The 26,828-nt window shown below is 61.3% G+C and carries 24 protein-coding genes and 1 other RNA gene; 17 read left to right on the top strand and 8 right to left on the bottom strand.

The features are described 5' to 3' along the window. The first annotated feature begins 137 nt into the window (after positions 1-137). Entirely contained in the window at positions 138-2,870 is a 2,733-nt protein-coding gene (locus E4O97_RS05295; RefSeq protein ID WP_078820304.1) for a LuxR C-terminal-related transcriptional regulator, read from the top strand. Positions 2,871-2,882: 12 nt separating this feature from the next. Here the strand turns inward: E4O97_RS05295 and E4O97_RS05300 are convergent, their stop codons facing one another. The 4 genes from E4O97_RS05300 to E4O97_RS05315 are packed head-to-tail and all read right to left on the bottom strand — an operon-like array spanning position 2,883 to position 6,316. Continuing rightward, entirely contained in the window at positions 2,883-3,440 is a 558-nt protein-coding gene (locus E4O97_RS05300) for a PqiC family protein (RefSeq protein ID WP_078820305.1), read from the bottom strand. Positions 3,441-3,454: 14 nt separating this feature from the next. After that, on the bottom strand, positions 3,455-5,104 hold the full coding sequence (locus E4O97_RS05305; protein ID WP_248160921.1) for an MlaD family protein: 1,650 nt from the start codon (positions 5,102-5,104) through the stop codon (positions 3,455-3,457). Further along, a complete protein-coding gene (locus tag E4O97_RS05310) occupies positions 5,085-5,729 on the bottom strand; it encodes a paraquat-inducible protein A (RefSeq protein WP_032877734.1) in 645 nt (214 codons plus the stop codon). The genes E4O97_RS05305 and E4O97_RS05310 overlap by 20 nt, the downstream gene beginning before the upstream one ends. Then, entirely contained in the window at positions 5,726-6,316 is a 591-nt protein-coding gene (locus E4O97_RS05315; protein WP_005784917.1) for a paraquat-inducible protein A, read from the bottom strand. The genes E4O97_RS05310 and E4O97_RS05315 overlap by 4 nt, the downstream gene beginning before the upstream one ends. Before the next feature lie 149 nt (positions 6,317-6,465). On the opposite strand from E4O97_RS05315, the gene E4O97_RS05320 reads away from it, so the two are divergent. Together E4O97_RS05320 and E4O97_RS05325 are read left to right on the top strand one after the other, a co-directional pair. Further along, positions 6,466-7,110 (top strand): MBL fold metallo-hydrolase, encoded by a 645-nt coding sequence (locus tag E4O97_RS05320; RefSeq protein WP_248160922.1) that lies wholly within the window; start codon positions 6,466-6,468, stop codon positions 7,108-7,110. A gap of 174 nt (positions 7,111-7,284) precedes the next feature. Then, positions 7,285-8,055 carry an OmpA family protein gene (locus E4O97_RS05325; protein ID WP_005784920.1) on the top strand — a complete coding sequence of 257 codons (771 nt, stop codon included), beginning with the start codon at positions 7,285-7,287 and terminating at the stop codon, positions 8,053-8,055. Between the two features lie 69 nt (positions 8,056-8,124). Here E4O97_RS05325 and E4O97_RS05330 read toward each other — a convergent pair whose 3' ends face one another. The 4 genes from E4O97_RS05330 to E4O97_RS05345 all read right to left on the bottom strand — a co-directional run bounded on the left by E4O97_RS05330 (position 8,125) and on the right by E4O97_RS05345 (position 11,572). Then, positions 8,125-8,706, bottom strand: a complete 582-nt coding sequence (locus tag E4O97_RS05330; protein WP_005784922.1) for a BON domain-containing protein — start codon at positions 8,704-8,706, stop codon at positions 8,125-8,127. Next, positions 8,703-9,296, bottom strand: a complete 594-nt coding sequence (locus tag E4O97_RS05335) for a phosphoheptose isomerase (protein ID WP_007904374.1) — start codon at positions 9,294-9,296, stop codon at positions 8,703-8,705. The genes E4O97_RS05330 and E4O97_RS05335 overlap by 4 nt, the downstream gene beginning before the upstream one ends. 93 nt (positions 9,297-9,389) lie before the next feature. Further along, complete coding sequence (locus E4O97_RS05340) at positions 9,390-9,761, bottom strand: YraN family protein (protein WP_078820308.1); 372 nt, start codon at positions 9,759-9,761, stop codon at positions 9,390-9,392. Then, positions 9,761-11,572 (bottom strand): penicillin-binding protein activator, encoded by a 1,812-nt coding sequence (locus E4O97_RS05345; protein ID WP_078820309.1) that lies wholly within the window; start codon positions 11,570-11,572, stop codon positions 9,761-9,763. Before E4O97_RS05345 ends, E4O97_RS05340 begins: the two co-directional genes overlap by 1 nt. Positions 11,573-11,748: 176 nt before the next feature. On the opposite strand from E4O97_RS05345, the gene rsmI reads away from it, so the two are divergent. The 14 genes from rsmI to E4O97_RS05415 all read left to right on the top strand — a co-directional run bounded on the left by rsmI (position 11,749) and on the right by E4O97_RS05415 (position 26,825). Beyond that, positions 11,749-12,654 carry a 16S rRNA (cytidine(1402)-2'-O)-methyltransferase gene (rsmI, locus tag E4O97_RS05350; RefSeq protein WP_164699512.1) on the top strand — a complete coding sequence of 302 codons (906 nt, stop codon included), beginning with the start codon at positions 11,749-11,751 and terminating at the stop codon, positions 12,652-12,654. A gap of 95 nt (positions 12,655-12,749) precedes the next feature. Beyond that, positions 12,750-13,103, top strand: an RNA gene (gene rnpB / locus E4O97_RS05355) — RNase P RNA component class A. A 355-nt stretch (positions 13,104-13,458) separates the two neighbouring features. Continuing rightward, positions 13,459-13,914: a division/cell wall cluster transcriptional repressor MraZ gene (gene mraZ, locus E4O97_RS05360; protein ID WP_003171868.1), complete on the top strand. Its 456-nt coding sequence runs from the start codon at positions 13,459-13,461 to the stop codon at positions 13,912-13,914. A 2-nt stretch (positions 13,915-13,916) separates the two neighbouring features. Then, positions 13,917-14,858 carry a 16S rRNA (cytosine(1402)-N(4))-methyltransferase RsmH gene (gene rsmH / locus E4O97_RS05365; protein ID WP_216092223.1) on the top strand — a complete coding sequence of 314 codons (942 nt, stop codon included), beginning with the start codon at positions 13,917-13,919 and terminating at the stop codon, positions 14,856-14,858. Next, positions 14,855-15,148, top strand: coding sequence for a cell division protein FtsL (gene ftsL / locus E4O97_RS05370; RefSeq protein WP_003188663.1), 294 nt, complete (start codon positions 14,855-14,857; stop codon positions 15,146-15,148). Before rsmH ends, ftsL begins: the two co-directional genes overlap by 4 nt. Continuing rightward, on the top strand, positions 15,148-16,890 hold the full coding sequence (locus tag E4O97_RS05375; RefSeq protein ID WP_164699553.1) for a penicillin-binding protein 2: 1,743 nt from the start codon (positions 15,148-15,150) through the stop codon (positions 16,888-16,890). The genes ftsL and E4O97_RS05375 overlap by 1 nt, the downstream gene beginning before the upstream one ends. Beyond that, on the top strand, positions 16,890-18,353 hold the full coding sequence (locus tag E4O97_RS05380) for a UDP-N-acetylmuramoyl-L-alanyl-D-glutamate--2,6-diaminopimelate ligase (RefSeq protein ID WP_248160923.1): 1,464 nt from the start codon (positions 16,890-16,892) through the stop codon (positions 18,351-18,353). Before E4O97_RS05375 ends, E4O97_RS05380 begins: the two co-directional genes overlap by 1 nt. Beyond that, positions 18,346-19,716, top strand: a complete 1,371-nt coding sequence (gene murF, locus E4O97_RS05385; protein ID WP_078820310.1) for a UDP-N-acetylmuramoyl-tripeptide--D-alanyl-D-alanine ligase — start codon at positions 18,346-18,348, stop codon at positions 19,714-19,716. Before E4O97_RS05380 ends, murF begins: the two co-directional genes overlap by 8 nt. After that, positions 19,716-20,798, top strand: a complete 1,083-nt coding sequence (gene mraY, locus E4O97_RS05390) for a phospho-N-acetylmuramoyl-pentapeptide-transferase (RefSeq protein ID WP_005784939.1) — start codon at positions 19,716-19,718, stop codon at positions 20,796-20,798. Before murF ends, mraY begins: the two co-directional genes overlap by 1 nt. 6 nt (positions 20,799-20,804) lie before the next feature. Then, the gene (gene murD / locus E4O97_RS05395; RefSeq protein ID WP_005784940.1) at positions 20,805-22,151 is read left to right on the top strand and encodes a UDP-N-acetylmuramoyl-L-alanine--D-glutamate ligase; all 1,347 of its coding nucleotides are present in this window, start codon (positions 20,805-20,807) and stop codon (positions 22,149-22,151) included. 8 nt (positions 22,152-22,159) lie between these two features. Continuing rightward, on the top strand, positions 22,160-23,371 hold the full coding sequence (ftsW, locus tag E4O97_RS05400; protein ID WP_164365925.1) for a putative lipid II flippase FtsW: 1,212 nt from the start codon (positions 22,160-22,162) through the stop codon (positions 23,369-23,371). Next, positions 23,361-24,431, top strand: a complete 1,071-nt coding sequence (gene murG / locus E4O97_RS05405; protein WP_248131783.1) for an undecaprenyldiphospho-muramoylpentapeptide beta-N-acetylglucosaminyltransferase — start codon at positions 23,361-23,363, stop codon at positions 24,429-24,431. The genes ftsW and murG overlap by 11 nt, the downstream gene beginning before the upstream one ends. Continuing rightward, a complete protein-coding gene (murC, locus tag E4O97_RS05410; protein WP_005784945.1) occupies positions 24,424-25,872 on the top strand; it encodes a UDP-N-acetylmuramate--L-alanine ligase in 1,449 nt (482 codons plus the stop codon). The genes murG and murC overlap by 8 nt, the downstream gene beginning before the upstream one ends. Continuing rightward, positions 25,869-26,825, top strand: a complete 957-nt coding sequence (locus E4O97_RS05415; protein ID WP_248160924.1) for a D-alanine--D-alanine ligase — start codon at positions 25,869-25,871, stop codon at positions 26,823-26,825. Before murC ends, E4O97_RS05415 begins: the two co-directional genes overlap by 4 nt. Positions 26,826-26,828: the final 3 nt, after the last annotated feature.

Genomic DNA, 26,828 nt, shown 5'->3' on the forward strand with positions numbered 1-26,828 from the left:
GTGTGCTGTTTGTAGGGATATTTCTTGTCGCAGTTCTTTTTCAGCCAATTGTTGCAAAGATCTACAATCCCGCCGCTTTTACCGCTAGTCTGCGGACATCTGCAATGCCGACAACAGCCTTCTACAAGAGCCCGGCGATGACTGATCTGTCCCGAATCCAAGGGCCTGCCAGTGTGGTGATGCCAACCCTGGAAGGCCGCTTCTACAGGCCCCCATTGCCTGACGGCTACGTGCTGCGCCCGCGCCTGTGCCAACGGTTGAACGCGGGCCTGGACGGGCGATTGTTGCTGGTCTGCGCACCGGCGGGGTTCGGCAAGAGTTCGTTGGCGGTGGAGTTCTGCCAGGGCCTGCCGGCCCACTGGCAAAGTCTGTGGCTGGGCCTGAGCCCACGGGACAATGACCCCGGCCGCTTCCTGGAGCGATTGCTCGACGGCTTGCAGCACTATTTTCCGCAGTTGGGCGCCCAGTCCCTGGGTTTGCTGAAAATGCGTCAGCGTCATCAACCCTTTGCCTTTGAAGAATGGCTGGACGGCCTGCTCGATGAGCTGGCGGAGCATCTGTCCACGCGTTCACCGCTATTGCTGGTGCTGGATGACTACCACCTGGCCCAGGGCCCGGTGCTGGATCGTTGCCTGCAATTTTTCCTCAATCATTTGCCCGACGGTCTGTTGGTACTGGTCACCAGCCGGCAGCGTCCGGACTGGCACCTGGCGCGCCTGCGTTTGTCGCGGCATCTGCTGGAGCTGCATGAACAAGACCTGCGCCTGACTCACGACGAATCCCTGGCCGTGCTGGATGGGCACAGCAGCGCGTTAGGCGGAGAAGCGTTGGAAAACCTGATCCGCCGCAGCGAGGGATGGGTCGCCGGCCTGCGCTTCTGGCTATTGGCGGCGTCCGAAGCCGGCGGCAATGAGGGGGGCTTGCCCCAACGCCTTCACGGTGGCGAAGGGCTGATTCGTGATTACCTGCTTGAAGAAGTCATCGACTGCCTGCCTGCCGACGTGCAAGCGTTCCTGTACGACACTGCTCCCCAGGAGCGTTTTTGCAGCGAGTTGTGCGACGCGGTCCGCGAAGCCCATGACAGCGCCGAAATCCTGAATTATTTGCAGGCCCATCAGGTTTTCCTGGTGCCGCTGGATGAACAGGGCCACTGGTACCGCTATCACCATTTGTTTTCCGACCTGCTGCGTACCCGCCGCGAGAAGAGCACCACATTGCCGCCTGCCAGCTTGCACTTGCGCGCCTGCCGCTGGTTCAACGCCCAGGGTTTGATCGACGAGGCAGTAGAGCAGGCGCTGCGGGCCGGCCATCTGGACGTGGCGGCGAACCTGGTCCAGAACCTGTCCGAAGAGCAACTGTTGGCAGAGCAGAATGTTGGCATGTTGCTGCGCTGGAAGATGGACTTGCCCGACAGCCTGCTGATCAGCACGCCGCGCTTGATCGTGCTCTACAGCTGGGCATTGGGGCTGGCGTGCCAATTGGACGCGGCCCAGGAGCTTTCCAGCTACCTCAGTCGCTTCCTGCCGGCACCCTCGGCGACCGCGCAAAGGTCCATGTTGGCCCAATGGCTGGCGTTGAGCGGGATCATCGCCCGTGGGCGCGGGGATCGCGAATTGACCCTGCGCTATTGCAACGAGGCACTGGAGAGCCTGCCGCAAAAGCGCTACGGCCAGCGCCTGATGTGCCTGTCGACCCTGTCCAACCTGGCAATTGTCGATGCCGACCTGTGGCGCGCCCGCGGTTTGAACCGCGAATCCCTGGAGCTGGCGCAGCGCGTCGGTAATCCGTTGTTTGAAGCCTTGGCCCATTACGACCGGGCGCGGGTGTTGCAGTCACGCGGCGAAATCCTGCGCTCCCTGGACGAAGTGCGCCAGGGCCTGGAACGCTTGCACGGCCTGGCACCCCAGCGCCTGTATGCGGTGCGTGCGCGGTTGTCGCTCTACGAAGGTTACCTGCTGCTGGCGCGTTACCAGCCCGAAGCCGGCCTTGTGCGTTTGCGCGCCGGCCTGGCCGAAGCCCGTGCCTGCCGGGATATCAGTGTGCTGATCGGGCATTGCGTGATCGCCAACTTTGAAGGGCGGCGCGGCCAGTTTTCCAATGCCTTTGCCGAGCTGGCCGAGGCCGAGCGCTTGATGCACATCTGGGACGTACCGCCGATCTATTACCTGGCGATGATTACGTTGATCAAATGCGAGCTATGGCTGGCCCAGGGTCGTACCGAGCTGGCGGACGCCTGGCTGACCAGGCTGGGGCAGACCTACAACGGCGAGCACGCCGCTGCCGCGCCGGAGTTCCACCCACACCTGCCACAACATATCGAACTGCAACAAGCCGCGCTCGATGCCATACGCCATCAGCCCGACACCGCGTTGCAATGTCTGGAAGCATTGGCGCAACAGTCCCAGAACAGTGGGCGACAGATGATTGCCTTGATGGCGCTGACCCAGCAGGTGCAGCTTCTGTTGGCGGGCGGCCAGGAGGCCAAGGCCGGACAGGTATTGGCCCGTGCACTTGAAGCCGGCTCGGGCGGCGCGTTGCAGCCGTTCCAGCGGTTGCTGGAGGGCTACCCGGACTGGATGCGTGAGCAGTTGGGCAAAGATCCCCATGGTCTGCTGAACCAGAGCTTGCTGGCGCTGCTGCCCCAAGTCAGCGTGGTCCAGGCCCCAGCTCATCAAGAAACCCTGAGTACGCGAGAGCTGGCGGTGCTGCGACTGATTGCCCAAGGCTGTTCAAACCAGGAAATCAGCAACCAGCTGTTTATTTCCTTGCACACCGTCAAGACCCACGCCAGCCATATCAACAGCAAGCTCGGCGTGGAGCGCCGAACCCAGGCAGTGGCGCGAGCCAAGGCCATGGGCTTGCTGGTCTGAGCCCAGCGCGGTTTATGGCGTGGCAGGGCAGCCTTTGAGTGACGTGCCGATGGTTTGATTGATCAGTGCCGCGAACCGCTTGAGGTTGTTCTGATGCGCCACCACCAGATCGTCGATGCCTGGCCCCGCGGGTGACTGCAAGGTGCTGCGACAAGTCAGGGCTGGGCGGTCGCCATTGATCTGGCGCAGGCGCCAGCGCACGTCGAGCAGCGCGTACTGCCCGGGGACCGAGTCAAAGCGTTGCACTTCAAGGCGCAGGGCCACAGCGTGGCGTGGATCGCTATTGGCCAATTGATCCACCAACGCGCTCCTGAGTTCGTCAGCGAGGCTGGCGGCCCACCACTGGGTTTCAAGAATCGCCAACCCACTGTCACCCTGGCGCACCACTATCTGCGCGCGGTCGACCTGGGGCGGCACGCTGAGGCTTTCAATCCGTACACCACCGGCATCTGCGCGTGAGCTGTTGCTCGCATGTGCCGGGGTCAGGGTGTGGAAGGCGATGGGGTCACTGCGACAGGCCGCGAGCAACAGCATCGTGGTCAGCAGTGTGATCTTCAACGGCGACGTCATGGCGGCTCCAATGGTCATTTGCGGGGTGGCCCTTGCAGGTCGTTCGGCGCGGCGTTATCAGGACGACCGCGAATCAGCGACTCCGGATGCCGGCCCAGGTAATCGGACAGCTCGCGCAAGGAGCGCGACATGCGTGCCAGTTCATCCAGGGTCTGGGTCAGTTGTTCACGCTGGGGTGAGTCTTCTGCCAGGGTTGAGCTGGCCGATTGCAGGGTCTTGCTCACGTCGGCCAGTGTCGTCTGCACACTCGGCAGTGTCTTGGCGTTGAATTGCGCCAGGCCCTTGCGCAGTTCGACCAGGCTGGCGTCGAGGTTGCCGGCAATCCGCTCGACCGGCAGTTGGCTGAGCTTGTTGACGATACCTTCGAACTTCTCCTGCAGTTGTTCCAGGTTGCCCGGGATGGTGGGAATGCCCACGGGGCGCTGGTTCGGATCGAACGCCACTTTCTCGGCCTTGGGGTAGAAGTCCAGGGCGATGTACAACTGGCCGGTCAGCAGGTTACCGCTGCGGGCCTGAGCGCGCAGGCCGTTTTCAATGAAGCTGCCGATCAGGCGCACGCCGGCCGCCTCATCGTCAGGGTTGTTGTTCATGGCCTTGAGCAGCTTGGTATGGGCCGCGCCGAGCAGTTGCGGGTAGATCACGATGCCGACATTGACCGGGAAGCTGCGTTTCTTCGCATCGAAATCCAGATTGATCGACACCACCTTGCCGAACTCGACGCCGAGGAACTCCACCGGTGCGTCGACTTTCAGCCCACGCAGGGCCTGATCAAAGCGCAGGACCATGTATTGCCCCTTGCCATTGGGCGGGGCGAGGGCGCTTTGCTGGTCTTCGAACAATTCAAAGCCGCGATTTTCCTCAGCCGGCTTGTCGTTGGGGTTGTAGGGTGGGGCCTGGAAGGAGATCCCGCCCATCAGCATGGACGACACCGATTCGGTCTTCAGCGCAAAGCCATTGGCACCGACGCTCAGATCGACACCGCTGGCATTCCAGAACCGCGTGTTCTCGGTGACATACCCATCATTGGGCGCGTGTATGAAGACTTCGACGTTCACGCCCTTGCCTTCGCTGTCCAACTCATAAGCCACCACCTGGCCTACCGGGATTTTGCGGTAATAGACCGGCGAGCCGATGTCCAGAGAACCCAGCGTCTGCGTGTGCAGGGTGAAACGCTTGCCAGGCTCGCCATAGGTGATGGGGGGCGGGTTTTCCAGGCCGGTGAAATGTTTGGCGCGGGTTTCGGACTGGCCGATATCCGCGCCGATGTAGTCGCCGGACAGCAGCGTGTCGATACCGGATACGCCGCCTGCGCCGATACGTGGGCGCACCACCCAGAATTTAGAGTCCTCGCGGGTGAAGCTTTCGGCCTGTTTGGATAGCTCGATGGTGGCGTTGACACTTTTCTGGTCACCACTCAAGGCCACGGCGGTCACTTGGCCGATCACCACGTTGCGGTATTTGACCTCGGTCTTGTTGGCGACCAGCCCGCTGCCGGTCTTGAAGTTGAGGACGATGGTCGGCCCTTGTTGCATGACGCTGTGAATCACCAGCGAGATCCCCACCAGCACGGCGACAATCGGCACGATCCAGACCAGCGAGACACTGAAGCGACGCGTCTTGATCGCGGGTTGCCCCGCAGGGGTGTCAGCCTTGGATGCGCTCATCCGAGGTCTCCTCGTTATGTGGGTTTTCCCAGATTAGCCGGGGATCAAAACTCATGGCCGCGAGCATGGTAAATACCACCACCAAGCCAAAAAACAGAATGCCCAGGCGCGGTTCGATCGTGCCCAGGGCTTGAAACTTAACCAGCGCGGCCACCAGTGCGACCACGATGACGTCCAGCATCGACCAATAGCCGATCAGCTCGATAAACCGAAACAGCTTTGAGCGTTCCTTGCGCGCCCACTGGCTGTTGCGCTGCACGGTGATCAGCAGCAACCCCAGTGACAGGAACTTGATGCCCGGCACGGCAATGCTGGCGATGAAAATGATCAGGGCAATGTCCCAGGCGCCATGCTGCCAGAACTCCAGCACGCCGCTCATGATGGTGCTGTCTGCGCCGGAGCCGAGCATGGTGGTGTTCATCACCGGCAGCAAATTGGCCGGTATGTAAAAGGCGAGGGCGGTGAGCATGTAGGCCCAGGTGCGTGTCAGCGATTGAGTTTTGCGCCGGTGCAAGGGCGCGCCGCAGCGCTCGCATTCAGTGGGCTCCAGGCGCATGTCGCAGGCCTGGCCGCAGGTATGGCACAGGCACAGGTTGAGCTCGCGGGCGGTGGGCGGTGAATTCATACGGTGTCCCACAGGTCGCGGACATCGCGCCCGGCAATGCGGATCAGCAACAGGCTGAGGGCGGCCAGGGCAAACAGGCCGGTACCGGGGATCACATCCAGCATACCCGCCAGTTTGAACACGGCAACCATGGCGCCCAGCAGGCAGACTTCCAGCATACTCCAGGGCCTGAGCGCTTCCAGCCAGCGCATGCACAGTTTGAACGCCGGCGAACGCTGGCCGGCCAAGGCAAAACTCAAAACCCAGATCAGCAAGACCAGCTGAAACACCGGCGCGATGATGATGGAGATCGCCGCCACCAACGCAATGAACGTGATCGGCCCCAGGCTCAGCGCCACCACCGAATCCCACAGCGTCGCACTGTTTTTCAAGCCCTGCAGGCTGATGCTCATCACCGGATAAAAGTTGGCAAAGGTCCACAGCACTGCTGCGGTCACCGTCAGCGCGAGGCGTTGTTGCACCGACAGGCCGTTATAGCGCTGCAGCACACCCGAGCACCGCACACACAGGGCTTTTTGATGTTTGGCGAGCGTGACCTTTTCGTACACGCAGTCGCAGTGCTCGCAGATGATCTGTTGATTCGCCATGGGTGTTGCTCCAAATGCGACTGACTGCAGCGGGGGATGGCGCTTGTGTAGCTTAGCAGTGGATACACCGCCGAATCGATCCCTTCCAGAGTGGGGGCAACCTCCACCATACTGCACTTGGAACGCGCCAGAGAGCTTGCAGGACACTCATGACTACCGAAAAACCACCACTGATTCGCGAAACCTTCCCCGTCGGCCCGTTGCAGTGCAACTGCACCATCATTGGCGACCCGATCACTAAAAAAGCCATCGTAGTCGACCCCGGCGGCAATCACGAATTGATCCTGGCGCGTCTTGATGCGTTGGGTCTGAAGGTGGTGAGCATTATCCACACCCATGCTCACCTGGATCACTTCCTGGCCTCTGGCCAATTGAAGGAAAAAACCGGAGCCACCCTGCACCTGCACAAAGATGATCAATTTCTATGGGACAACCTGGAAATGCAATGCCAGATGTTTCGCGTGCCCTATGTGCCCGTGCCGTCGCCGGATCGCTGGCTGGAACACGATGAAGAATTGGCCTGTGGATGTGGCGTTGCCTTGCACACCCCTGGGCATACGCCGGGTTCGATGAGCTTCTGGTTTGCCGATGCCAAGCTGCTGATTGCCGGTGACACCTTGTTCCGGCGCGGCGTCGGGCGCACGGATTTGTGGGGTGGCGACCAGGCGATGATCGTGAGGTCGATCAAGCAGCGCTTATACACGCTGGATGAGCGCGCGACAGTGGTGACAGGGCATGGGCCGGATACGTTGCTGGGCGATGAGATGCGAGAGAACCCTTTCGTGCGTGCGTGATGGGTTGTCGGCTCTGATACAAGTCGGTACAGACACGCAGGCACAGGCTCGAGCCAAAGACAGCTATGCTTTGCGTACCCACGGAATTTTTGCCGCTTGTCGCGTTCCAAACTCGGCACAGGTCCATTGCCAATGTCCTCTGCATCACAGAATGCAAAAGTAGGAGCTCCCTTCATGTTTACTCCGCGTCGTCTGCTTGTTGTCGCTACCGCCGTAGCCCTGTTGTCTGGCTGTGCCTCGCCTAATCCTTATGACGGCAGCCAGGGACAGGCCGGCAATGGTTCTGAAAGCGGTATGAGCAAGACCGCCAAGTACGGCGGCCTCGGCGCGCTGGCCGGTGCATTGGCCGGTGCTGCCATCGACCATAACAACCGTGGCAAGGGCGCGCTGATTGGCGCCGTCGTTGCAGGTGCCGGTGCTGCCGGCTATGGCTACTACGCCGACCAGCAGGAGAAAAAACTGCGTGAAAGCATGGCCAACACCGGTGTGGAAGTGCAGCGCCAGGGTGACCAGATCAAGCTGATCATGCCGGGCAACATCACCTTCGCCACCAACTCCGATGCGATCTCCAGCAGCTTCTACCAGCCGCTGAACAACCTGGCCAACTCCCTCAAGCAGTTCAACCAGAACACCATTCAGATCGTCGGCTACACCGACAGCACCGGCAGCCGCCAGTTGAACATGGACCTGTCCCAGCGCCGTGCGCAGAGCGTGGCCAACTACCTGACCTCCCAAGGTGTCAACGGTGCCAACCTGAGCGCACGCGGTGCCGGCCCGGATAACCCGATTGCCAGCAACGCCGACGTAAATGGCCGCGCCCAGAACCGTCGTGTCGAGGTCAACCTCGGCCCGATCCCTGGCCAGCAATACGGCCAGCCTGGTCAGCAGCAGGCGCCACAGCAGAACAACCAGTTCCAAGGCAATCCGTACCAGCAATACCAGTAAACGCTAGGCACTAAAAAGGGCGCCGTGCAGTCAATGCACGGCGCCCTTTTTTGTGGCTGTGTGTCTACATCAGTCGATGTATTCGAACACCTTCACGATCTTCTGTACGCCCGACACGCCCTGCACCAGGTTCGCCGCGCGGGTCGCTTCGGCCTGGGTCAGCAGGCCCATCATGTAGACGATGCCATTATCGGTAACGATCTTGATGCGCGAGCCCGGCACCGCGCTGTCGGTGAGCATCTGCGCCTTGATCTTGGTGGTCAGCAGCGCATCGTTGCTGATGGCCAGCAGGGTGATCGGGTCCATGACCTGCAATTCGTTGTGGACCTTCTTGACTCGTTGCACGCCCGCAGCGGCTTGTTCAGCCTGGGCCTTGAGGTCGGCGCGCGGGGTTTGCCCTGCCAGCAGGACGACGCCGTTGAAGCTGGTCACCACGATGCGCGAGGCGCCGTTGCCCAGGTCTGTGGCGGCCTTGGCGACATTGACCTTGACCTTGGTTTCGATCAGCGAATCATCGATGGTGCTGCCGAAAGTACGTGTGCCACGGTCGTCCTGGATGGGGGTGTCCCGTGTAGCGGTGATTGCCGAGCTGCAGCCGCTGATGGCGAGGCACAGCGTAATGGCCAAAAGGCTGAGGCGGTTAACGGTCATTCTTCACTCCCGAACAGTTGGCTGTCGATCAGATCGCACAGGCAGTGGATCGCCAGCAGGTGGACTTCCTGAATGCGTGCAGTGACATTGGCCGGGACGCGAATCTCCACGTCCTCAGGCAGCAGCAGCGAAGCCATGCCGCCACCATCCCGACCGGTCAAGGCTACGACAATCATTTCACGATCATGTGCGGCCTGGATCGCTTGAATAATATTCGCCGAGTTGCCGCTGGTGGAAATCGCCAGCAACACATCGCCCGGCTGGCCGAGGGCGCGGATCTGCTTGGAGAAGATTTCGTTGTAGCTGTAGTCGTTGGCAATCGAAGTGATTGTCGACGAGTCGGTGGTCAAGGCAATGGCCGGCAGGCTCGGGCGCTCGCGCTCGAAGCGGTTGAGCAGCTCGGAAGAGAAATGCTGGGCATCGCCAGCCGAACCACCGTTGCCGCACGAAAGCATTTTGCCTTCGTTGAGCAAGGCGTTGACCATGACCTGACTGGCTTGCTCGATGTGCGGTGCAAGTACGTCCATCGCCTGTTGCTTGGTGTCGATGCTGGCCTGGAAAAGCTGGCGAATTCGGGATTGCATGTCCATCTGTGTGACCTTAAGTAGCGCGGCTGTTTGGCACAGGTAATGTGCAGCCCGCAATGCAAAGAGCAAAAGTGTGTGGTGAAGGTGCCGGGTGCGTCAGCTGTCGAAGGCATCTTTGAGCCAGTTCAGATCAGCAGGACCCGACGGTGTGCTTTCTATGGCGACCACATCGAAACGGCAGGGGCTGTCAGCCCAGCGATGCTCTTTTAGCAGAAAAAACTGCGCGGCGAGTATCAGTTTCTGACGCTTGCGCCCGTCGATACTGGCGAGCGCGCCACCCCATTGTGCGTGTTTTCTGTAGCGGACTTCGACGAATACTACTGTATCGCCGTCAAGCATGACCAGATCAAGCTCGCCGCGTTTACATAACCAGTTCTGCGCCAGAAGGCGCAGACCCTGTTGTTGCAGATATTTCAGCGCTTGAAGTTCGGCATCCTTGCCGCTTTGTGCGTTGGACCGCTCAGGCATCAGCGTGGGGTATCGGGCAGGCGCTGAATGGCGCCGCCGACGAACTTCGCCCATGGCATCTGGCGGTCAACGCGCTGGTTGGCGCTGATGCCCAGGTTGCCCGAGAGACCGTCGACACGGGTGTCCGGCAACGCCTTGAGTTGGCCAAGGCGCGGTGCCAGGCGGTAGGCGTCGACGCCCATCGCGTACAGGCGGCCCAGGCTGCCATTGGCTTGCGGCCATTGCGCGGCGACCTGGTTGCGCAGCGGGTCGGTGGTGTCAAGCAGCCAAGGGGTTTCGCAGAACATCACGTTGGTCATGTCCAGGTACTGGTTGCGGTCGCCGCTGGCACTGAAGACATGGGACGTGGCGTAGACCGGCACATCGCCGGCGTACTGGAAGTTCAGGGTCGGCTTGATCTGCTGGGCCAGTTGCGGGGTGACCGCCAGGAAGATGAACTCGATGTCCTGGCGACGCGAAGGCTGGGCGGCAACGTCGGTGCCGACCGTGCTTTGCAGGCTCTTGGCGCGACCTTCACTTTTACGCAACTGGAACAGGTCGGCGATCTGCTGGGCCAGTGCCACTGGCTGATCGACATACTCGACGCCCATCACAGTGCCGCCATTGGCTTCCCAATCCTGGCGGAAGGCTTTGTAGACACGCTCGCCCCATTCGCCACGCGGCACCATGGCTGCGGCGCGATGCAGGCCATCGGCACGGGCGCGGCGCGACACTTCACGGGCTTCGTCTTCAGCGGCCAGGCCGAACTGGAACAGTTGCGCCGGGCCTTGGTCGGTCTCGCTGTAATTGAGTGCCAGGGTGGTGATCGGCAATTGCGGGCGTGCACTGAGTTGTTTCACCAGTGGTTTTTCCAGCGGGCCGACCACCAATTGCACGCCGGCGGCCTGGGCCTTGGCGTAGAAGTCATCGAGGGAGCTCAGGCGCGAGCTGTCGTAGAACTCGATGACCGGCGCCTTCTGCCCGGCCTGTTCGGCCTGGTAGTGAGCCGCCATGAAACCCTCTCGCAATGCCTTGCCGACCGAAGCCAATGGGCCTTCCTGCGGGAGCAGCACGGCGATCTTGTTCAGGGGCTGGCTGGCCAGTTCCTTGAGCCTGGTCAGCGGCGTGGGCAGTTGCACCGCTGCCGGGTGGCCCGGGTTCTGTGCGCGCCAGGTATCGATAGCAGCCTGTTGTTGCTCCAGGGTGCCGGCGCCCTTGACCGCCTGGGCCAGGGTCACCCAGCCATCGAGTGTCGGGTTGCCGGTGGCTTGCAACTGTTCGGCCGGCAGCGCGGCAATCAGCACCCAGATGGCTTCGTGGTTGCTTGCAGCGGCATCGCCGGTCAGCAGCGGCGCCATGGCGACCCGCTCGCGAGCGGCGGCCAGGGTCTGGCCGTCGGCTTCGTAAGCGCGGGCGTGCACGGTACCGGTGCGGATCTGCTGGTCTGCCGGCAGCTCCTTCAGGCTTTGCAGGCTGGGATGGTTCAGCGCCGCCAATGCCGCCTTGGGCTGGTTGCGAGTCATCGCCAGTTCGGCGGCCAGGGTGCTGGCAAATATCTGCGCGGCGGGTTTGAGGACGTCCAGGGGCACCTGCGCAAGGATCTGCGACGAGCGGCCGGCATTGTTCTGCTGATAGGCCAGGTCTGCCGCACTCAGGCGCAGCATGGCGGCCTTTTCTGGCGTGTTGGCGTTCGTTGCCTGTTCGAGCAGTTGCTCGATACTGGCATCCGGAGTCCGTGGCAGGTCGCCAAGGCTGGACGAGGGCGAGCTGGCACACGCGGCCAGCAAGGCAGCGAGGCAGAGGGCGGAGAGCAGCCGCAGGCAAGCGATCATGTAAGTGTTCCTGATACCGATCAAATTAGCGTGGAAGTGTACCCAAGCACTGGCCCAGGCGCGATGTTAGTGGCGTGAAACCGTGGATTTAGGTCGTGTAAATGTTGCGATTGGCAAAGGCTGGCTGAAACGGCATCCACCGTGATGGCATATTTTCAAGGCGTCTACGCGCTACAATGTGGCTTTTGCCAACCATCGAGGTGTGCGTTTTGACTGCTCCAGGTCCATTGAATTCCACTGCTGGCTCGCTTTTTGTGGTGGCGACGCCGATTGGCAACCTGGACGACATCAGTGCCCGGGCGCTGAAGGTGTTGCGCGAGGTTAAATTGATCGCGGCGGAAGACACGCGACACTCCCAACGGTTGATGCAGCATTTTGGAATCAGCACGCCACTGGCGGCGTGCCATGAGCACAATGAGCGTGAAGAAGGCAGCCGTTTCATCACCCGCTTGCTGGCCGGTGATGACGTGGCATTGATCTCCGATGCGGGTACGCCGTTGATTTCCGATCCGGGATACCACCTGGTCCGCCAGGCACGCGCCGCTGGTATCAATGTAGTGCCTGTTCCGGGAGCGTGCGCGCTGATTGCCGCATTATCTGCCGCAGGCTTGCCGTCGGATCGGTTTATTTTCGAAGGTTTCCTGCCGGCCAAGGCAGTCGGCCGTCGCGCGCGCCTTCAGGCCCTGAAGGAAGAGCCGCGCACCCTGATCTTCTACGAAGCTCCGCACCGCATCCTTGAATGCCTGCAGGATATGGAACTGGTGTTCGGCGGCGAGCGGCTGGCATTGCTGGCGCGGGAGTTGACCAAGACCTTCGAAACCCTCAAAGGGCTGCCGCTGGAGGCGTTGCGGGCGTTTGTCGAGGGCGACAGCAATCAGCAGCGAGGCGAATGTGTGGTGCTGGTGGCGGGCTGGAGTGCGCCGGAGAATGAAGACGCCGTGGGCAGCGAAGCCATGCGCATCCTCGACTTGTTGCTCAAGGAGATGCCGCTCAAGCGTGCCGCTGCCCTTGCCGCAGAAATTACCGGGGTGCGTAAAAACGTGTTGTATCAAGTGGCGCTCGATAAACAGAAGGCTGAATAGTTCCGGGGTCGAATCTGTATTTCGTCTGAACATGATGGCACTGCCGCACTTTAATACTTGTCCTCAGACCTTCGTGCCGTTAACCTGCGCGGCGGAGAGTCGATTGGACAGTCGCTGCCCTCTATGAAAATTAGGGGGGGGAGGAAAGTCCGGGCTCCATAGGGCGAAGTGCCAGGTAATGCCTGGGAGGCGTGAGCCTACGGAAAGTGCCACAGAAAATAACCGCCTAAGCGCTTCGGTGCCGGTAAGGGTGAAAAGGTGCGGTAAGAGCGCACCGCACGACTGGCAACAGTTCGTGGCTAGGTAAACCCCACTTGGAGCAAGACCAAATAGGGTCCCAAGGCGTGGCCCGCGCTGGGACCGGGTAGGTTGCTAAAGATGTCCAGTGATGGCCATCGTAGACGAATGACTGTTCAAGACAGAACCCGGCTTACAGATCGACTCTCCACCTTTTTTCCTTGCGTTCGAATCTCGTGCGCAAACCCGGTAGTAACGCAAGAATCCCTCCCTGCCAAATCATTGGCAGATGCGTCTTCGTAATACCAAAAAAATCTTACTCTTAATAAATTACTTTAACTTTAAGTCGTAGCTCCATGAGCTATTTGCCGTTGTTGAGTCAAAAACATCGTCAAACTCTGGTTTCTCCTCCTCTTACCCTCCTAAATCTCCGTTCTGTAAGGCTTTTCCTTGAATCCGCGCCTTGACGGTGTGGTAGGCGCATTCCTATAGTGTGCGCAAGTGGCGGAAAGTGGCACAAAGTGGGTTTTTTGAACGTAAAACGCTAAAATTTGGAGAAACGCATCTGTGTTTCGCGGAGCTAACGCTATCAGTCTCGATGCAAAAGGCCGTCTCGCCATGCCGAGCCGGTATCGTGACGAGCTCATTTCGCGAAGTTCAGGGCAGTTAATCATCACGATTGACGCCGTTGACCCTTGTTTGTGTGTTTACCCCCTCGATGAGTGGGAGTTGATTGAAACCAAGTTGCGCGCGCTGCCTTCATTGCGTGAAGAAAACCGCCGCCTCCAGCGTTTGCTGATCGGCAATGCCGTTGACCTTGAACTCGATGGCAGCGGTCGTTTCCTGGTGCCTCCGCGTCTGCGCGAGTACGCCAAGCTCGACAAGCGCGCAATGCTGGTGGGCCAGCTGAACAAGTTCCAATTGTGGGACGAAGATGCCTGGGATGCTGTGTCTGCAGCTGACCTGGCTGCTATTCAACAACCGGGCGCCATGCCTGATGAACTGCGTGATTTGATCCTGTGACTATTGATAGCGGCTTTAACCACATCACCGTACTGCTTGACGAAGCCGTTGAGGCTCTCGCCGTACGCGCGGATGGCTGCTATTTGGATGGCACCTTCGGCAGGGGCGGGCACAGCCGTTTGATACTCAGCCAGCTCGGGCCCGACGGTAAGCTCCTCGGGTTCGACAAGGACCCTCAAGCGATTGCCACCGGGCAAGCGCTAGCGGCCGAAGACGGCCGCTTTGTCGTTGTGCAGCGCAGCTTTGCCGAGCTGGGTGCCGAAGTCGCCGAGCGCGGCATGGCAGGCAAGGTGGCCGGGGTTTTGCTCGACCTGGGCGTGTCTTCGCCGCAGCTCGACGACCCTGAGCGCGGCTTCAGCTTCATGAACGACGGCCCCCTGGATATGCGCATGGACCCCGCCCGTGGGGTCAGCGCTGCCCAGTTCATCGCCACCGCACCGGTGGAAGAAATCGCCCGCGTATTCAAGGAATACGGCGAAGAACGCTTCGCCGGCCGGATGGCGCGTGCCGTGGTCGAGCGTCGGGAAATCCAGCCTTTCGAGCGTACCGCCGACCTGGCCGAAGTGTTGAAGGTCGCCAACCCGGCGTGGGAAAAGGGCAAGAACCCGGCAACTCGCGCGTTCCAGGGCCTGCGCATTCACGTCAACAACGAATTGGGCGATCTGGAAGCCGGCCTCGAAGCCGCTCTGGACGCTCTGGAAGTGGGCGGCCGCCTGGTGGTGATCAGTTTCCACTCCCTGGAAGACCGCATCGTCAAACTGTTCATGCGTCGTCTGGTCAAGGGCGAGTCCGACAACCTGCCGCGCAACCTGCCGGTACGTTTCGAAGCCTTTGTGCCGAAAATCAAAATCCATGGCAAAGCGCAGTTCGCTTCCGAAGCCGAACTCAAGGCCAACCCACGTTCCCGTAGCGCCGTCATGCGCGTCGCGGAGAAGCTGCGGTGAGCAAGCTTTTCGCCAAACCCCTGCCGGGCGGCAGCTTCTTTATGTTGCTGCTGTTTGTCGGCGTGCTGGTGTCCGCGATTGCGGTGTCCTACAGCGCCCACTGGAACCGTCAGTTGCTCAATACCCTGTATGGGGAGTTGAGCGTGCGTGACAAGGCGCAGGCGGAGTGGGGCCGGTTGATCCTCGAACAAAGTACCTGGACAGCCCACAGCCGTATCGAAGTGCTGGCCACCGAGCAGTTGAAGATGCACATCCCGGGCGCGGCCGAAGTTCGCATGGTGGCGCCATGATGAAGCTCGAAGGCGCACTCTACCCGTGGCGTTTCCGCCTGATGCTCGGCTTGCTGGCATTGATGGTGGGTGCCATCGTCTGGCGCATCTTCGACCTGCAGGTGGTCGACCGCGACTTCCTGATCGGCCAGGGTGACGCCCGCAGCCTGCGGCATATTCCAATTCCTGCGCACCGCGGCCTGATCACCGACCGTAATGGCGAGCCCCTGGCCGTCAGTACCCCGGTGACGACGCTGTGGGCCAACGCTAAAGAGCTGCAAGTTGCCAAGGACAAGTGGCCCGAGCTGGCCGCCGCCCTTGGCCAGGACCGCAAGGCCCTGACCGATCGCCTCGAAGCCCAGGCCAACAAGGAATTCATCTATCTGGTTCGCGGGCTCACACCCGAGCAGGGCCAGCAGGTGCTCGACCTTAAAATCCCCGGTGTCTACGGCATCGAGGAGTTTCGTCGTTTCTACCCGGCCGGTGAAACCACCGCGCACATGGTCGGCTTTACCGATATCGATGATCATGGTCGCGAAGGCGTTGAGCTGGCCTACGACGAATGGCTGGCCGGAGTTCCGGGCAAGCGGCAGGTCATCAAGGATCGGCGCGGCAGGCTGATCAAGGATGTCCAGGTCACCAAAAACGCCAAGGCCGGCAAGCCTCTGGCGTTGTCGATCGACCTGCGCCTGCAATACCTGGCCAACCGCGAACTGCGTAACGCGATCATCGAGAACGGCGCCAAGGCCGGTAGCCTGGTGATCATGGACGTGAAGACCGGCGAGATCCTCGCCATGGTCAACCAGCCGACCTACAACCCCAACAACCGTCGCAACCTGCAGCCGGCGATGATGCGTAACCGCGCAATGATCGACGTGTTCGAGCCCGGTTCGACCATGAAAGCCATCTCCATGAGCGCTGCCCTGGAAACCGGGCGCTGGAAACCTACCGACAAGGTCGAGGTTTACCCAGGCACCTTGCAACTTGGCAAATACACCATTCGTGACGTATCCCGCAGCGAAGGTCCGGTGCTGGATCTGACAGGCATCCTGATCAATTCCAGTAACGTGGGCATGAGTAAGGTCGCCTTCGACATTGGCGGCGAAACGATCTATCACCTGGCGCAAAAAATCGGTCTGGGGCAACCCACCGGCCTCGATTTCCCGGGTGAGCGCGTGGGCAACCTGCCGAACTACCGCGAGTGGAGAAAGGCCGAGACTGCCACGCTGTCCTACGGCTACGGTCTGTCGGTCACTGCGATCCAGCTGGCCCACGCGTTTTCGGTGTTGGCCAATAACGGCCGCATGGTGCCGCTGAGCCTGATCCATGTGGACGAACCGCCGAAAGCCAACCAGGTCATTCCGGAAAAAGTCGCCAAGACCATCCAGGGCATGCTGCAACAAGTGATCGAAGCTCCACGCGGCGTGTTCCGTGCCCAGGTGCCGGCATATCACGTGGCAGGTAAGTCCGGTACTGCGCGTAAGACGTCCGTGGGCACCAAAGGCTACGCCGAAAATTCCTACCGCTCGCTGTTCGCTGGCTTCGGCCCGATGAGCGACCCGCGCTACGCCATCGTCGTGGTCATCGACGAACCGAGTAAAGCCGGCTACTTCGGTGGCCTGGTCTCGGCGCCGGTGTTCAGCAAAGTAATGTCCGGCACCCTGCGCCTGATGAACATCACGCCGGACAATCTGCCGCCGACCCAACAAGCCAACGCCGGACCACCGGCCGCCGCTGTCAAAGCCAATGGAGGGCGCGGCTGATGTCTCTGAGCCTCAACAAGATTTTTGCCCATGCCGGCCGCGATCTGCTGATTCGCGAATTGAGCCTGGACAGCCGCAACGTACGCGCCGGTGACCTGTTCCTGGCGGTGCCTGGCGGCAAGTTCGATGGTCGTGCGCATATCGCAGACGCCCTGCAGCGCGGCGCGGCGGCTGTGGCCTATGAAGTGGAAGGCGCCACTGTGCTGCCGATCACCGACGTGCCGTTGATTCCAGTCAAGGGCCTGGCTGCGCAGCTCTCTGACATCGCCGGGCGTTTTTACGGCGACCCGAGCCGCCAACTCAACCTGATCGGCGTGACCGGCACCAATGGCAAGACCAGCGTGACCCAGTTGGTCGCCCAGGCTCTTGACCTGTTGGGCCAGCACTGCGGCATCGTCGGCACCCTGGGCACTGGCTTTTATGGTGCGCTGCAAAGCGGCCTGCACACCACGCCGAACCCGATTGCCGTGCAAGCGACCCTGGCCGACCTGAAAAAGGCCGGCGCCAAGGCGGTTGCCATGGAAGTTTCCTCACATGGTCTGGATCAGGGGCGAGTGGCTGCCCTGGCCTTTGACGTTGCGGTGATGACCAACCTGTCCCGTGATCACCTCGACTACCACGGCACCATGGAGGCGTACGCCGCCGCCAAGGCCAAGCTGTTTGCCTGGAATGACCTGAAGTGCCGGGTGATCAACCTGGACGACGCATTTGGCCGTCAACTGGCTGGCGAAGAAAGCGAAGCACGCCTGATCAGTTATAGCCTGAAAGATTCCAGTGCCTACCTGTATTGCCGCGAAGCCCAGTTCAATGACGAGGGCGTACGCGCCACGTTGGTCACGCCCCAGGGCGAACACCACTTGCGCAGTACCTTGCTCGGCCGCTTCAACCTGAGCAACGTACTCGCTGCCATCGGCGCGCTGCTGGGTCTGGATTACGCCCTGGATGAAATCCTGCGCGTACTGCCCAAGCTTGAGGGCCCGGCTGGCCGTATGCAGCGCCTGGGTGGCGGCAAACAGCCGCTGGTGGTGGTCGATTACGCCCATACCCCGGATGCCCTGGAAAAAGTTCTCGAAGCCCTGCGCCCACATGCCAAGGGCAAATTGCTCTGCCTGTTCGGCTGCGGCGGTGATCGCGATCGCGGCAAGCGTCCGTTGATGGCTGAGATTGTCGAGCGTTTGGCCGACGGCGTACTCGTCACCGACGACAACCCGCGCAGTGAAGACCCAAGCCAGATTTTCGATGACATCCGTGTCGGCTTCAAAGATGCCTCCAAGGCCACCTTCGTTGCTGGTCGTGGTGCCGCCATTGCCCAACTGATTGCCAGCGCCAACGCTGACGATGTGGTGGTGCTGGCGGGCAAGGGGCACGAGGACTACCAGGAAATCAACGGCGAGCGCCATGCCTTCTCCGATCTGGTCGAGGCTGATCACGCCTTGGCTGCCTGGGAGGTCGCCCATGCTTAAAGTCATGCAGTTCAGCCAACTCACCCAGGCCCTGTCGGCCCGCGTAGTGTCGAGCGATTGCACCTTCAACGGCGTGAGTATCGACAGCCGCAACATTCAGCCTGGGCAGTTGTTTGTCGCCCTGGCAGGCCCGCGCTTCGATGGTCACGACTACCTGAACGAAGTCGCCGCCAAAGGTGCCGTCGGTGCCTTGGTACAGCGTGAAGTGCCCGACTCTACCTTGCCGCAATTGCTGGTGCCCGATACTCGCTTGGCCTTGGGTCAATTGGGTGCGCTCAACCGCGCTGCTTTTGACAAGCCGGTGGCGGCCATTACCGGCTCCAGCGGCAAGACCACAGTCAAGGAACTGCTTGCCGGTGTCCTGCGTACGCGCGGGCCGGTGCTTGCGACGCGGGGCAACCTCAACAATGATTTCGGCGCACCGCTGACCCTGCTCGAACTGGCCCCGGAGCACACGGCAGCCGTGATCGAGCTGGGGGCTTCGCGTATCGGCGAAATCGCCTACACCGTGGCGCTGACCAAGCCTCACGTGGCGATCATCAACAATGCCGGTACCGCCCATGTCGGCGAGTTCGGCGGCCCGGAAAAAATCGTCGAAGCCAAGGGTGAAATTCTTGAAGGGCTCGACGCCTCGGGCACCGCTGTGCTGAACCAGGACGACAAGGCTTTCGCGACCTGGCGTGTACGCGCCGCCGGTCGCAAGGTGCTGACGTTTGCGGTGCTCAATGCCGCGGCCGACTTCCATGCTTCAAATATCACCGTCGACGCCCGCGGTTGCCCGTCCTTCACCTTGCATACCCCGCAAGGCAGCGAACACGTGCAGCTGAACCTGCTGGGCAACCATAACGTTGCCAACGCCCTGGCCGCCGCCGCCGCCGCCCATGCCCTGGGCGTGTCGCTGTTCGGTATCGCTACGGGCCTGGGCGCGGTGCAGCCGGTCAAGGGCCGCACTGTGGCGCAATTGGCTGCCAACGGGATGCGCGTGATTGATGACACCTACAACGCCAACCAGTCCTCGGTCTGCGCCGCCATAGATCTGCTCAAGGGTTTCGATGGCCGCAAAGTACTGGTGCTGGGCGATATCGCCGAGCTGGGCGACTGGGCCGAGCAGTCCCATCGCGAAGTGGGTGCCTACGCCAGCGGCAAGGTCGACGCGCTCTACGCGGTCGGCCCGAACATGACTCACGCCGTGAGCGCCTTCGGTCCCGGTGCGCGGCATTTTGCGACGCAAGCTGAATTGATCCAGGCGCTGACGGCGACTGAACACGACAAACACACAACCATTTTGATCAAGGGATCGCGCAGCGCGGTGATGGAAAACGTCGTCGCAGCCTTGTGTGGCTCAAGTACGGAGAAACATTAATGCTGCTGCTGCTGGCTGAGTATCTGCAACAGTTCCACAAAGGCTTCGCGGTCTTTCAGTACCTGACCCTGCGCGGGATCCTGGGTGTGCTGACCGCGCTGTCTTTGTCACTGTTTCTGGGGCCGTGGATGATCCGCACCCTGCAGAACCTGCAAATTGGTCAATCGGTTCGCAATGACGGCCCGCAGTCGCACCTGTCCAAGTCCGGCACGCCGACCATGGGCGGTGCGCTGATCCTGTCGTCCATCGGCGTCAGCACCTTGCTCTGGGCCGACCTGCATAACCGCTACGTGTGGGTGGTGCTGCTGGTGACCCTGCTGTTCGGTGCCATCGGCTGGGTGGATGACTACCGCAAAGTGATCGAGAAAAACTCCAAGGGGCTGCCAAGCCGCTGGAAGTATTTCTGGCAGTCGGTGTTCGGCCTCGCTGCGGCAGTCTTCCTGTACACCACTGCGCCAAGCGCCGTGGAAACCACCTTGATCATCCCGATGCTCAAGGATGTGAGCATTCCACTGGGTGTCGGCTTCGTGGTGCTGACCTATTTCGTGATCGTCGGCTCCAGCAACGCGGTGAACCTGACCGACGGCCTTGATGGCCTGGCGATCATGCCGACGGTGATGGTTGGCGGTGCACTCGGCATCTTCTGCTACCTGTCGGGTAACGTGAAATTCGCAGAATACCTGCTGATCCCTTACGTACCGGGCGCCGGTGAGCTGATCGTGTTCTGCGGCGCGCTGATCGGTGCCGGCCTGGGGTTCCTGTGGTTCAACACCTACCCGGCACAAGTCTTCATGGGTGACGTCGGCGCGCTGGCGCTGGGCGCTGCCCTGGGCACCATTGCGGTGATCGTTCGCCAGGAAATCGTGCTGTTCATCATGGGCGGTGTGTTCGTGATGGAAACCCTGTCGGTGGTCATCCAGGTGGCTTCCTTCAAATTGACCGGGCGTCGTGTGTTCCGCATGGCGCCGATCCACCACCACTTTGAACTCAAGGGCTGGCCCGAGCCACGTGTGATCGTCCGTTTCTGGATCATCACCGTGATTCTGGTACTGGTCGGCCTTGCCACCCTGAAACTGAGGTAGAAACGAGTGTCCCTGATCGCTTCAGACCACTTCCGCATCGTTGTCGGCCTCGGCAAGAGCGGCATGTCCCTGGTTCGCTTCCTGGCGAACCGGGGCACGTCGTTTGCCGTGGCCGACACGCGGGAAAATCCACCGGAGCTGGTCACGCTGCGCCGTGACTACCCGCACGTGGAAGTGCGTTGTGGCGAGTTGGATGTCGAGTTTCTGTGCCGTGCCGATGAGCTCTACGTGAGCCCCGGCCTGGCGCTGGCTACACCCGCCCTGCAAGCTGCTGCAGCGCGTGGCGTCAAGCTGTCCGGTGATATCGATCTGTTTGCGCGTAACGCCAAGGCGCCGATCGTGGCCATCAGCGGTTCCAATGCGAAGAGCACCGTGACCACCCTGGTCGGCGAAATGGCGGCTGCGGCCGGCAAGCGGGTGGCTGTGGGCGGCAATCTCGGTGTGCCGGCGTTGGACCTGCTCAGCGACGACGTCGAGTTGTACGTGATGGAGTTGTCGAGCTTCCAGCTGGAAACCACCCACGATCTCGGCGCTGAAGTGGCCACCGTGCTGAACGTCAGCGAAGACCATATGGACCGCTACAGCGGCCTGCCGGCTTATCACCTGGCCAAGCACCGGATCTTCCGTGGCGCCAGGCAATTTGTAGTCAATCGCCAGGATGCCCTGAGCCGTCCGCTGATGGGCGAGGGCATGCCTTGCTGGACTTTCGGCCTGGGCAAACCCGATTTCAAAGGCTTCGGCATTCGCGAAGAGAACGGCGAGAAGTACCTGGCTTTCGAATTCCAGAACCTGATGCCGGTACGCGAGCTTAAGATCCGTGGCGCACATAACCAGTCCAATGCCCTGGCTGCACTGGCGCTCGGTCATGCGGTTGGCCTGCCATTCGACGCCATGCTCGCCAGCCTGCGTACGTTCGCTGGCCTTGAGCATCGCTGCCAGTGGGTACGCGACCTCAATGGCGTGAGCTACTACAACGACTCCAAGGCCACCAACGTCGGTGCCGCCCTGGCTGCCATCGAGGGCCTGGGTGCCGATATCGACGGCAAGCTGGTACTGATCGCTGGTGGTGATGGCAAGGGCGCCGACTTCAAGGACCTTGCAAATCCGGTCGCCGCCCATTGCCGCGCCGTGGTGCTGATGGGTCGCGATTCGGACCTGATCGCCGCCGCCCTCGGCGACGCGGTGCCGCAAGTACGCGCGACCTCGCTGGATGACGCCATTGCCCACTGCAAAGCCCTGGCCCAGCCGGGTGACGCGGTGCTGCTGTCGCCGGCCTGCGCCAGTTTCGACATGTTCAAGAATTACGAAGAGCGCGGTCAGCTGTTCGCCCGCGCCGTGGAGGCCTTGGCATGAGCCTCAACCTGAAAAACATCATCAAGCCGTACCCGTCGCCGATCATTACCGGGCGCGGCATCGACCTCGATTTCCCGATGCTCGCCGGGTGCCTCGCGCTGCTCGGCCTGGGCCTGGTGATGATCACTTCGGCATCCTCCGAAGTGGCTGCCGTGCAGTCGGGCAATACCCTTTACATGATGATCCGTCACCTGGTGTATCTGGTGATCGGCCTCGGCGCGTGCATCGTCACCATGATGATTCCTATCGCCACCTGGCAGCGTCTGGGCTGGCTGATGCTGATCGGCGCGTTCGGCTTGCTGGTGATGGTGATCGTGCCCGGCATCGGCCGCGAGGTGAACGGTTCGATGCGCTGGATCGGCTTCGGCGCGTTCAACGTGCAGCCCTCGGAGATCGCCAAAGTGTTCGTGGTGATCTACCTGGCCGGTTACCTGGTACGCCGTCAGAAAGAAGTGCGCGAAAGCTGGATGGGCTTCTTCAAACCCTTCATCGTGCTGCTGCCCATGGCCGGGCTGTTGCTGATGGAGCCCGACTTCGGTGCCACCGTGGTCATGATGGGGGCTGCGGCGGCCATGCTGTTCCTCGGCGGCGTCGGCCTGTTCCGCTTCACCTTGATGGTGGTATTGGCAGTCGCGGCGGTGACCATTCTGGTACAAGCGCAGCCTTACCGGATGGCGCGTCTGATTACCTTTACCGACCCCTGGTCCGATCAGTTCGGTTCCGGCTACCAGTTGACCCAGGCGCTGATTGCCTTCGGTCGCGGCGAGTGGCTGGGCGTGGGCCTGGGCAACAGCGTGCAGAAGCAGTTCTACCTGCCCGAAGCCCACACCGACTTCGTGTTCTCGGTACTGGCCGAAGAGCTGGGTGTCGTGGGTTCGCTGTGCACTGTCGGCCTGTTCGTATTCGTCTGTGTACGCGCCATGTATATCGGTCTGTGGGCCGAGAAGGCCAAGCAGTTCTTTGCCGCCTACGTTGCCTACGGGCTGGCGTTCCTGTGGATTGGCCAATTCCTGATCAACATCGGCGTGAACGTCGGCCTGTTGCCGACCAAGGGCCTGACCTTGCCGTTCCTCAGCTACGGTGGCAGTTCGTTGGTGATCTGCTGCGCCTGTCTTGGCTTGTTGCTGCGTATCGAGTGGGAGAGTCGAACCCACTTGGGCAGCGAAGAGATGGAGTTCAGCGAAAGCGACTTCGCCGAGGAGCCGACCCATGGGCGCTAACGTGTTGATCATGGCCGGCGGCACCGGGGGGCATGTGTTCCCGGCCCTGGCTTGCGCCCGTGAATTCCAGAACCGCGGCTATACCGTGCACTGGTTGGGTACGCCCCGTGGCATTGAAAACGAGTTGGTGCCCAATGCCGGTTTGCCCCTGCATTTGATCAACGTCACCGGCCTGCGTGGCAAGAGCAAGTTGTCCCTGCTCAAGGCGCCGTTCGTGTTGCTCAAGGCGGTCATGCAGGCACGCAGGATCATCCGCGAACTGAAGCCGGTGTGCGTGCTCGGTTTCGGTGGTTATGTGACCGGCCCTGGTGGCGTTGCGGCGAAGCTCGCTGGCGTACCGGTGATCGTGCACGAACAGAACGCCGTCGCCGGGACTGCCAACCGTCTGCTGGTGCCGTTGGCATCGCGGGTGTGTGAAGCCTTCCCGAAAACCTTCGCTGCCTCGGACAAGCTTCGTACCACCGGTAACCCAGTGCGTACCGAACTGTTCATGGCCATTGCGCGTGACGCTCTGGCCGGGCGCAAGGCGCACCTGCTGATCCTGGGCGGAAGCCTGGGCGCCGAGCCACTGAACAAATTGCTGCCTGAAGCCGTTGCGCAACTTCCTGAGACTCTGCGCCCGGAGATCTTCCACCAGGCCGGCAAGAACCATGATGAAGTCACCGCCACGCGTTATCGCGAGGCCGGTGTGGAGGCGAATGTACAGCCCTTCATCAAAGACATGGCCCAAGCCTATGGCTGGGCCGACCTGGTGGTCTGCCGCGCTGGTGCGCTGACCGTCAGTGAACTGGCCGCTGCCGGTCTGCCGTCGTTGCTGGTGCCTTTGCCCCATGCGATCGACGATCACCAGACCCGCAACGCCGAATATTTGGCCGGGGAGGGCGCTGCCTTCCTGCTGCCGCAAAGAACGACTGGCGCCGCCGATTTGGCCGCACGCCTGACCGAGGTTTTGATGCAACCGGAACGACTCAACAGCATGGCGAGCACCGCAAGCCGCCTGGCCAAACCTGAAGCAACCCGCACCGTGGTCGATATCTGCCTGGAGGTGGCCCATGGTTGAGAATCAGAAAGCCATGCCGCAACCCGAGATGCGCCGCATCCGTCGCATTCACTTCGTCGGTATCGGTGGTGTGGGCATGTGCGGCATCGCCGAAGTACTGCTGAACCTGGGCTACCAGGTGTCCGGCTCGGACTTGAAAGAGTCGCCGGTCACCGAGCGCCTGAAGTCCTTCGGTGCGCAGATCTTTATCGGCCACCGTGCCGAGAACGCTGCCGAGGCCGACGTGCTGGTGGTGTCCAGTGCCGTGAACACCTCCAACCCGGAAGTGGCCACTGCCCTTGAACGCCGTATCCCAGTGGTGCCGCGTGCCGAGATGCTCGCCGAACTGATGCGCTATCGTCACGGCATCGCCGTCGCCGGTACCCATGGCAAGACCACCACCACCAGCCTGATCGCTTCGGTATTCGCTGCCGGTGGCCTGGACCCGACGTTCGTCATCGGTGGCCGCCTGAATGCAGCCGGCACCAATGCCCAGCTCGGCACCAGCCGCTATCTGATCGCCGAAGCCGATGAGAGCGATGCGAGCTTCCTGCACCTGCAACCGCTGGTCGCCGTCGTCACCAACATCGACGAAGACCACATGGCGACCTACGACGGTGACTTCAATAAACTGAAGAAAACCTTCGTCGACTTCCTGCACAACCTGCCGTTCTACGGTCTGGCGGTGGTGTGCCTGGACGATCCGGTGGTGCGTGAAATCCTGCCGCAGGTCAAGCGTCCGACCGTGACCTACGGCTTCAGCGAAGACGCCGATGTGCGCGCAATCAATGTACGCCAGGAAGGCATGCAAACCTTCTTCACCGTGCTGCGTCCTGACCGCGAACCGCTGGATGTCTCGGTGAACATGCCGGGCAACCACAACGTGCTGAACTCCCTGGCGACCATCTGCATCGCCACCGATGAGGGCGTCAGCGATGAAGCCATCGTCGAAGGGCTGTCGCGCTTTGCCGGTGTCGGCCGTCGCTTCCAGGTCTACGGCCAGTTGCCGGTTGAAGGCGGTGACGTGATGCTGGTGGATGACTACGGTCACCACCCGACCGAAGTTGCCGCTGTGATCAAGGCCGTGCGCGGCGGCTGGCCGGAGCGCCGCCTGGTGATGGTTTACCAGCCGCACCGCTACAGCCGTACCCGCGACCTGTACGACGATTTCGTCAATGTACTGGCCGATGCCAACGTGCTGCTGCTGATGGAGGTTTACCCGGCCGGTGAAGAACCGATCCCGGGCGCTGACAGCCGCAAGCTGTGCAACAGCATCCGCCAGCGTGGCCAACTGGACCCGATCTACATCGAGCGTGGCGTCGACCTGGCCCCTATCGTCAAGCCGTTGCTGCGCGCCGGCGACATCCTGCTGTGCCAGGGGGCCGGTGATATCGGTGGCCTTGCGCCCAAGTTGCTGGCGAGCCCGCTGTTTGCAGCCGTGGCAAAGGGGGCGTCGAAATGATCACTAACTACGGCTCCCTGTTTTCCACTGTCGCGCCTGCCGATTTCGGTCGCGTCGCTGTGCTGTTCGGCGGCAAGAGCGCTGAGCGCGAAGTGTCGCTCAAGTCCGGCAATGCCGTGCTCCAGGCGCTGCAAAGTGCCGGTGTGAACGCCTTTGGCATCGACGTCGGCGATGACTTCCTCGCCCGTCTGCAAGCCGAGAAGATCGACCGCGCCTTCATCATCCTCCATGGTCGTGGCGGTGAAGACGGCAGCATGCAAGGCCTGCTCGAATGTGCCGGCATCCCCTACACCGGTAGCGGTATCCTCGCTTCCGCGCTGGCGATGGACAAATTGCGCACCAAGCAGGTGTGGCACAGCCTGGGTATTCCGACCCCGCGTCACGCCGTGCTGTGCAGCGAAGACGATTGTATTTCTGCGGCCAAGGAACTGGGCCTGCCTTTGATCGTCAAACCAGCCCATGAAGGCTCCAGTATCGGCATGGCTAAAGTGAACTCGGCCGCCGAATTGATCGACGCATGGAAAGCGGCAAGTACCTACGATTCGCAAGTGTTGGTGGAACAGTGGATTTCCGGTCCCGAGTACACCATCGCCACCCTGCGTGGCCAGGTATTGCCGCCCATCGCTTTGGGCACGCCCCACACCTTTTATGACTACGACGCCAAGTACCTGGCTTCCGATACCCAGTACCGGATCCCATGTGGCCTCGAAGCAACCAAGGAACAGCAATTGATGGACCTCACGGCGAAAGCCTGTGAGGCGTTGGGTATCGCCGGTTGGGCGCGGGCAGACGTGATGCAGGATGACCAAGGGAATTTCTGGTTCCTTGAAGTCAACACCGCACCGGGGATGACCGACCACAGCCTGGTGCCGATGGCCGCTCGCGCAGCTGGCCTGGATTTTCAGCAGTTGGTGCTGGCGATCCTGGCGGCAAGTATCGAGTCACGAGGCTAAGAC

It is taken from the genome of Pseudomonas sp. W15Feb34 (assembly GCF_023127765.1).
Classification (GTDB): Bacteria; Pseudomonadota; Gammaproteobacteria; order Pseudomonadales; family Pseudomonadaceae; genus Aquipseudomonas; species Aquipseudomonas synxantha_A.

Excerpts from the sequence above, each read along its gene's own strand:
- E4O97_RS05295 (WP_078820304.1), top strand. The coding sequence starts at position 138 with ATGACTGATCTGTCCCGAATCCAAGGGCCTGCCAGTGTGGTGATGCCA.
- E4O97_RS05300 (WP_078820305.1), bottom strand. The coding sequence starts at position 3,440 with ATGACGTCGCCGTTGAAGATCACACTGCTGACCACGATGCTGTTGCTC.
- E4O97_RS05305 (WP_248160921.1), bottom strand. The coding sequence starts at position 5,104 with ATGAGCGCATCCAAGGCTGACACCCCTGCGGGGCAACCCGCGATCAAG.
- E4O97_RS05310 (WP_032877734.1), bottom strand. The coding sequence starts at position 5,729 with ATGAATTCACCGCCCACCGCCCGCGAGCTCAACCTGTGCCTGTGCCAT.
- E4O97_RS05315 (WP_005784917.1), bottom strand. The coding sequence starts at position 6,316 with ATGGCGAATCAACAGATCATCTGCGAGCACTGCGACTGCGTGTACGAA.
- E4O97_RS05320 (WP_248160922.1), top strand. The coding sequence starts at position 6,466 with ATGACTACCGAAAAACCACCACTGATTCGCGAAACCTTCCCCGTCGGC.
- E4O97_RS05325 (WP_005784920.1), top strand. The coding sequence starts at position 7,285 with ATGTTTACTCCGCGTCGTCTGCTTGTTGTCGCTACCGCCGTAGCCCTG.
- E4O97_RS05330 (WP_005784922.1), bottom strand. The coding sequence starts at position 8,706 with ATGACCGTTAACCGCCTCAGCCTTTTGGCCATTACGCTGTGCCTCGCC.
- E4O97_RS05335 (WP_007904374.1), bottom strand. The coding sequence starts at position 9,296 with ATGGACATGCAATCCCGAATTCGCCAGCTTTTCCAGGCCAGCATCGAC.
- E4O97_RS05340 (WP_078820308.1), bottom strand. The coding sequence starts at position 9,761 with ATGCCTGAGCGGTCCAACGCACAAAGCGGCAAGGATGCCGAACTTCAA.
- E4O97_RS05345 (WP_078820309.1), bottom strand. The coding sequence starts at position 11,572 with ATGATCGCTTGCCTGCGGCTGCTCTCCGCCCTCTGCCTCGCTGCCTTG.
- rsmI (WP_164699512.1), top strand. The coding sequence starts at position 11,749 with ATGTGGCTTTTGCCAACCATCGAGGTGTGCGTTTTGACTGCTCCAGGT.
- E4O97_RS05375 (WP_164699553.1), top strand. The coding sequence starts at position 15,148 with ATGAAGCTCGAAGGCGCACTCTACCCGTGGCGTTTCCGCCTGATGCTC.
- E4O97_RS05380 (WP_248160923.1), top strand. The coding sequence starts at position 16,890 with ATGTCTCTGAGCCTCAACAAGATTTTTGCCCATGCCGGCCGCGATCTG.
- murF (WP_078820310.1), top strand. The coding sequence starts at position 18,346 with ATGCTTAAAGTCATGCAGTTCAGCCAACTCACCCAGGCCCTGTCGGCC.
- mraY (WP_005784939.1), top strand. The coding sequence starts at position 19,716 with ATGCTGCTGCTGCTGGCTGAGTATCTGCAACAGTTCCACAAAGGCTTC.
- murG (WP_248131783.1), top strand. The coding sequence starts at position 23,361 with ATGGGCGCTAACGTGTTGATCATGGCCGGCGGCACCGGGGGGCATGTG.
- murC (WP_005784945.1), top strand. The coding sequence starts at position 24,424 with ATGGTTGAGAATCAGAAAGCCATGCCGCAACCCGAGATGCGCCGCATC.
- E4O97_RS05415 (WP_248160924.1), top strand. The coding sequence starts at position 25,869 with ATGATCACTAACTACGGCTCCCTGTTTTCCACTGTCGCGCCTGCCGAT.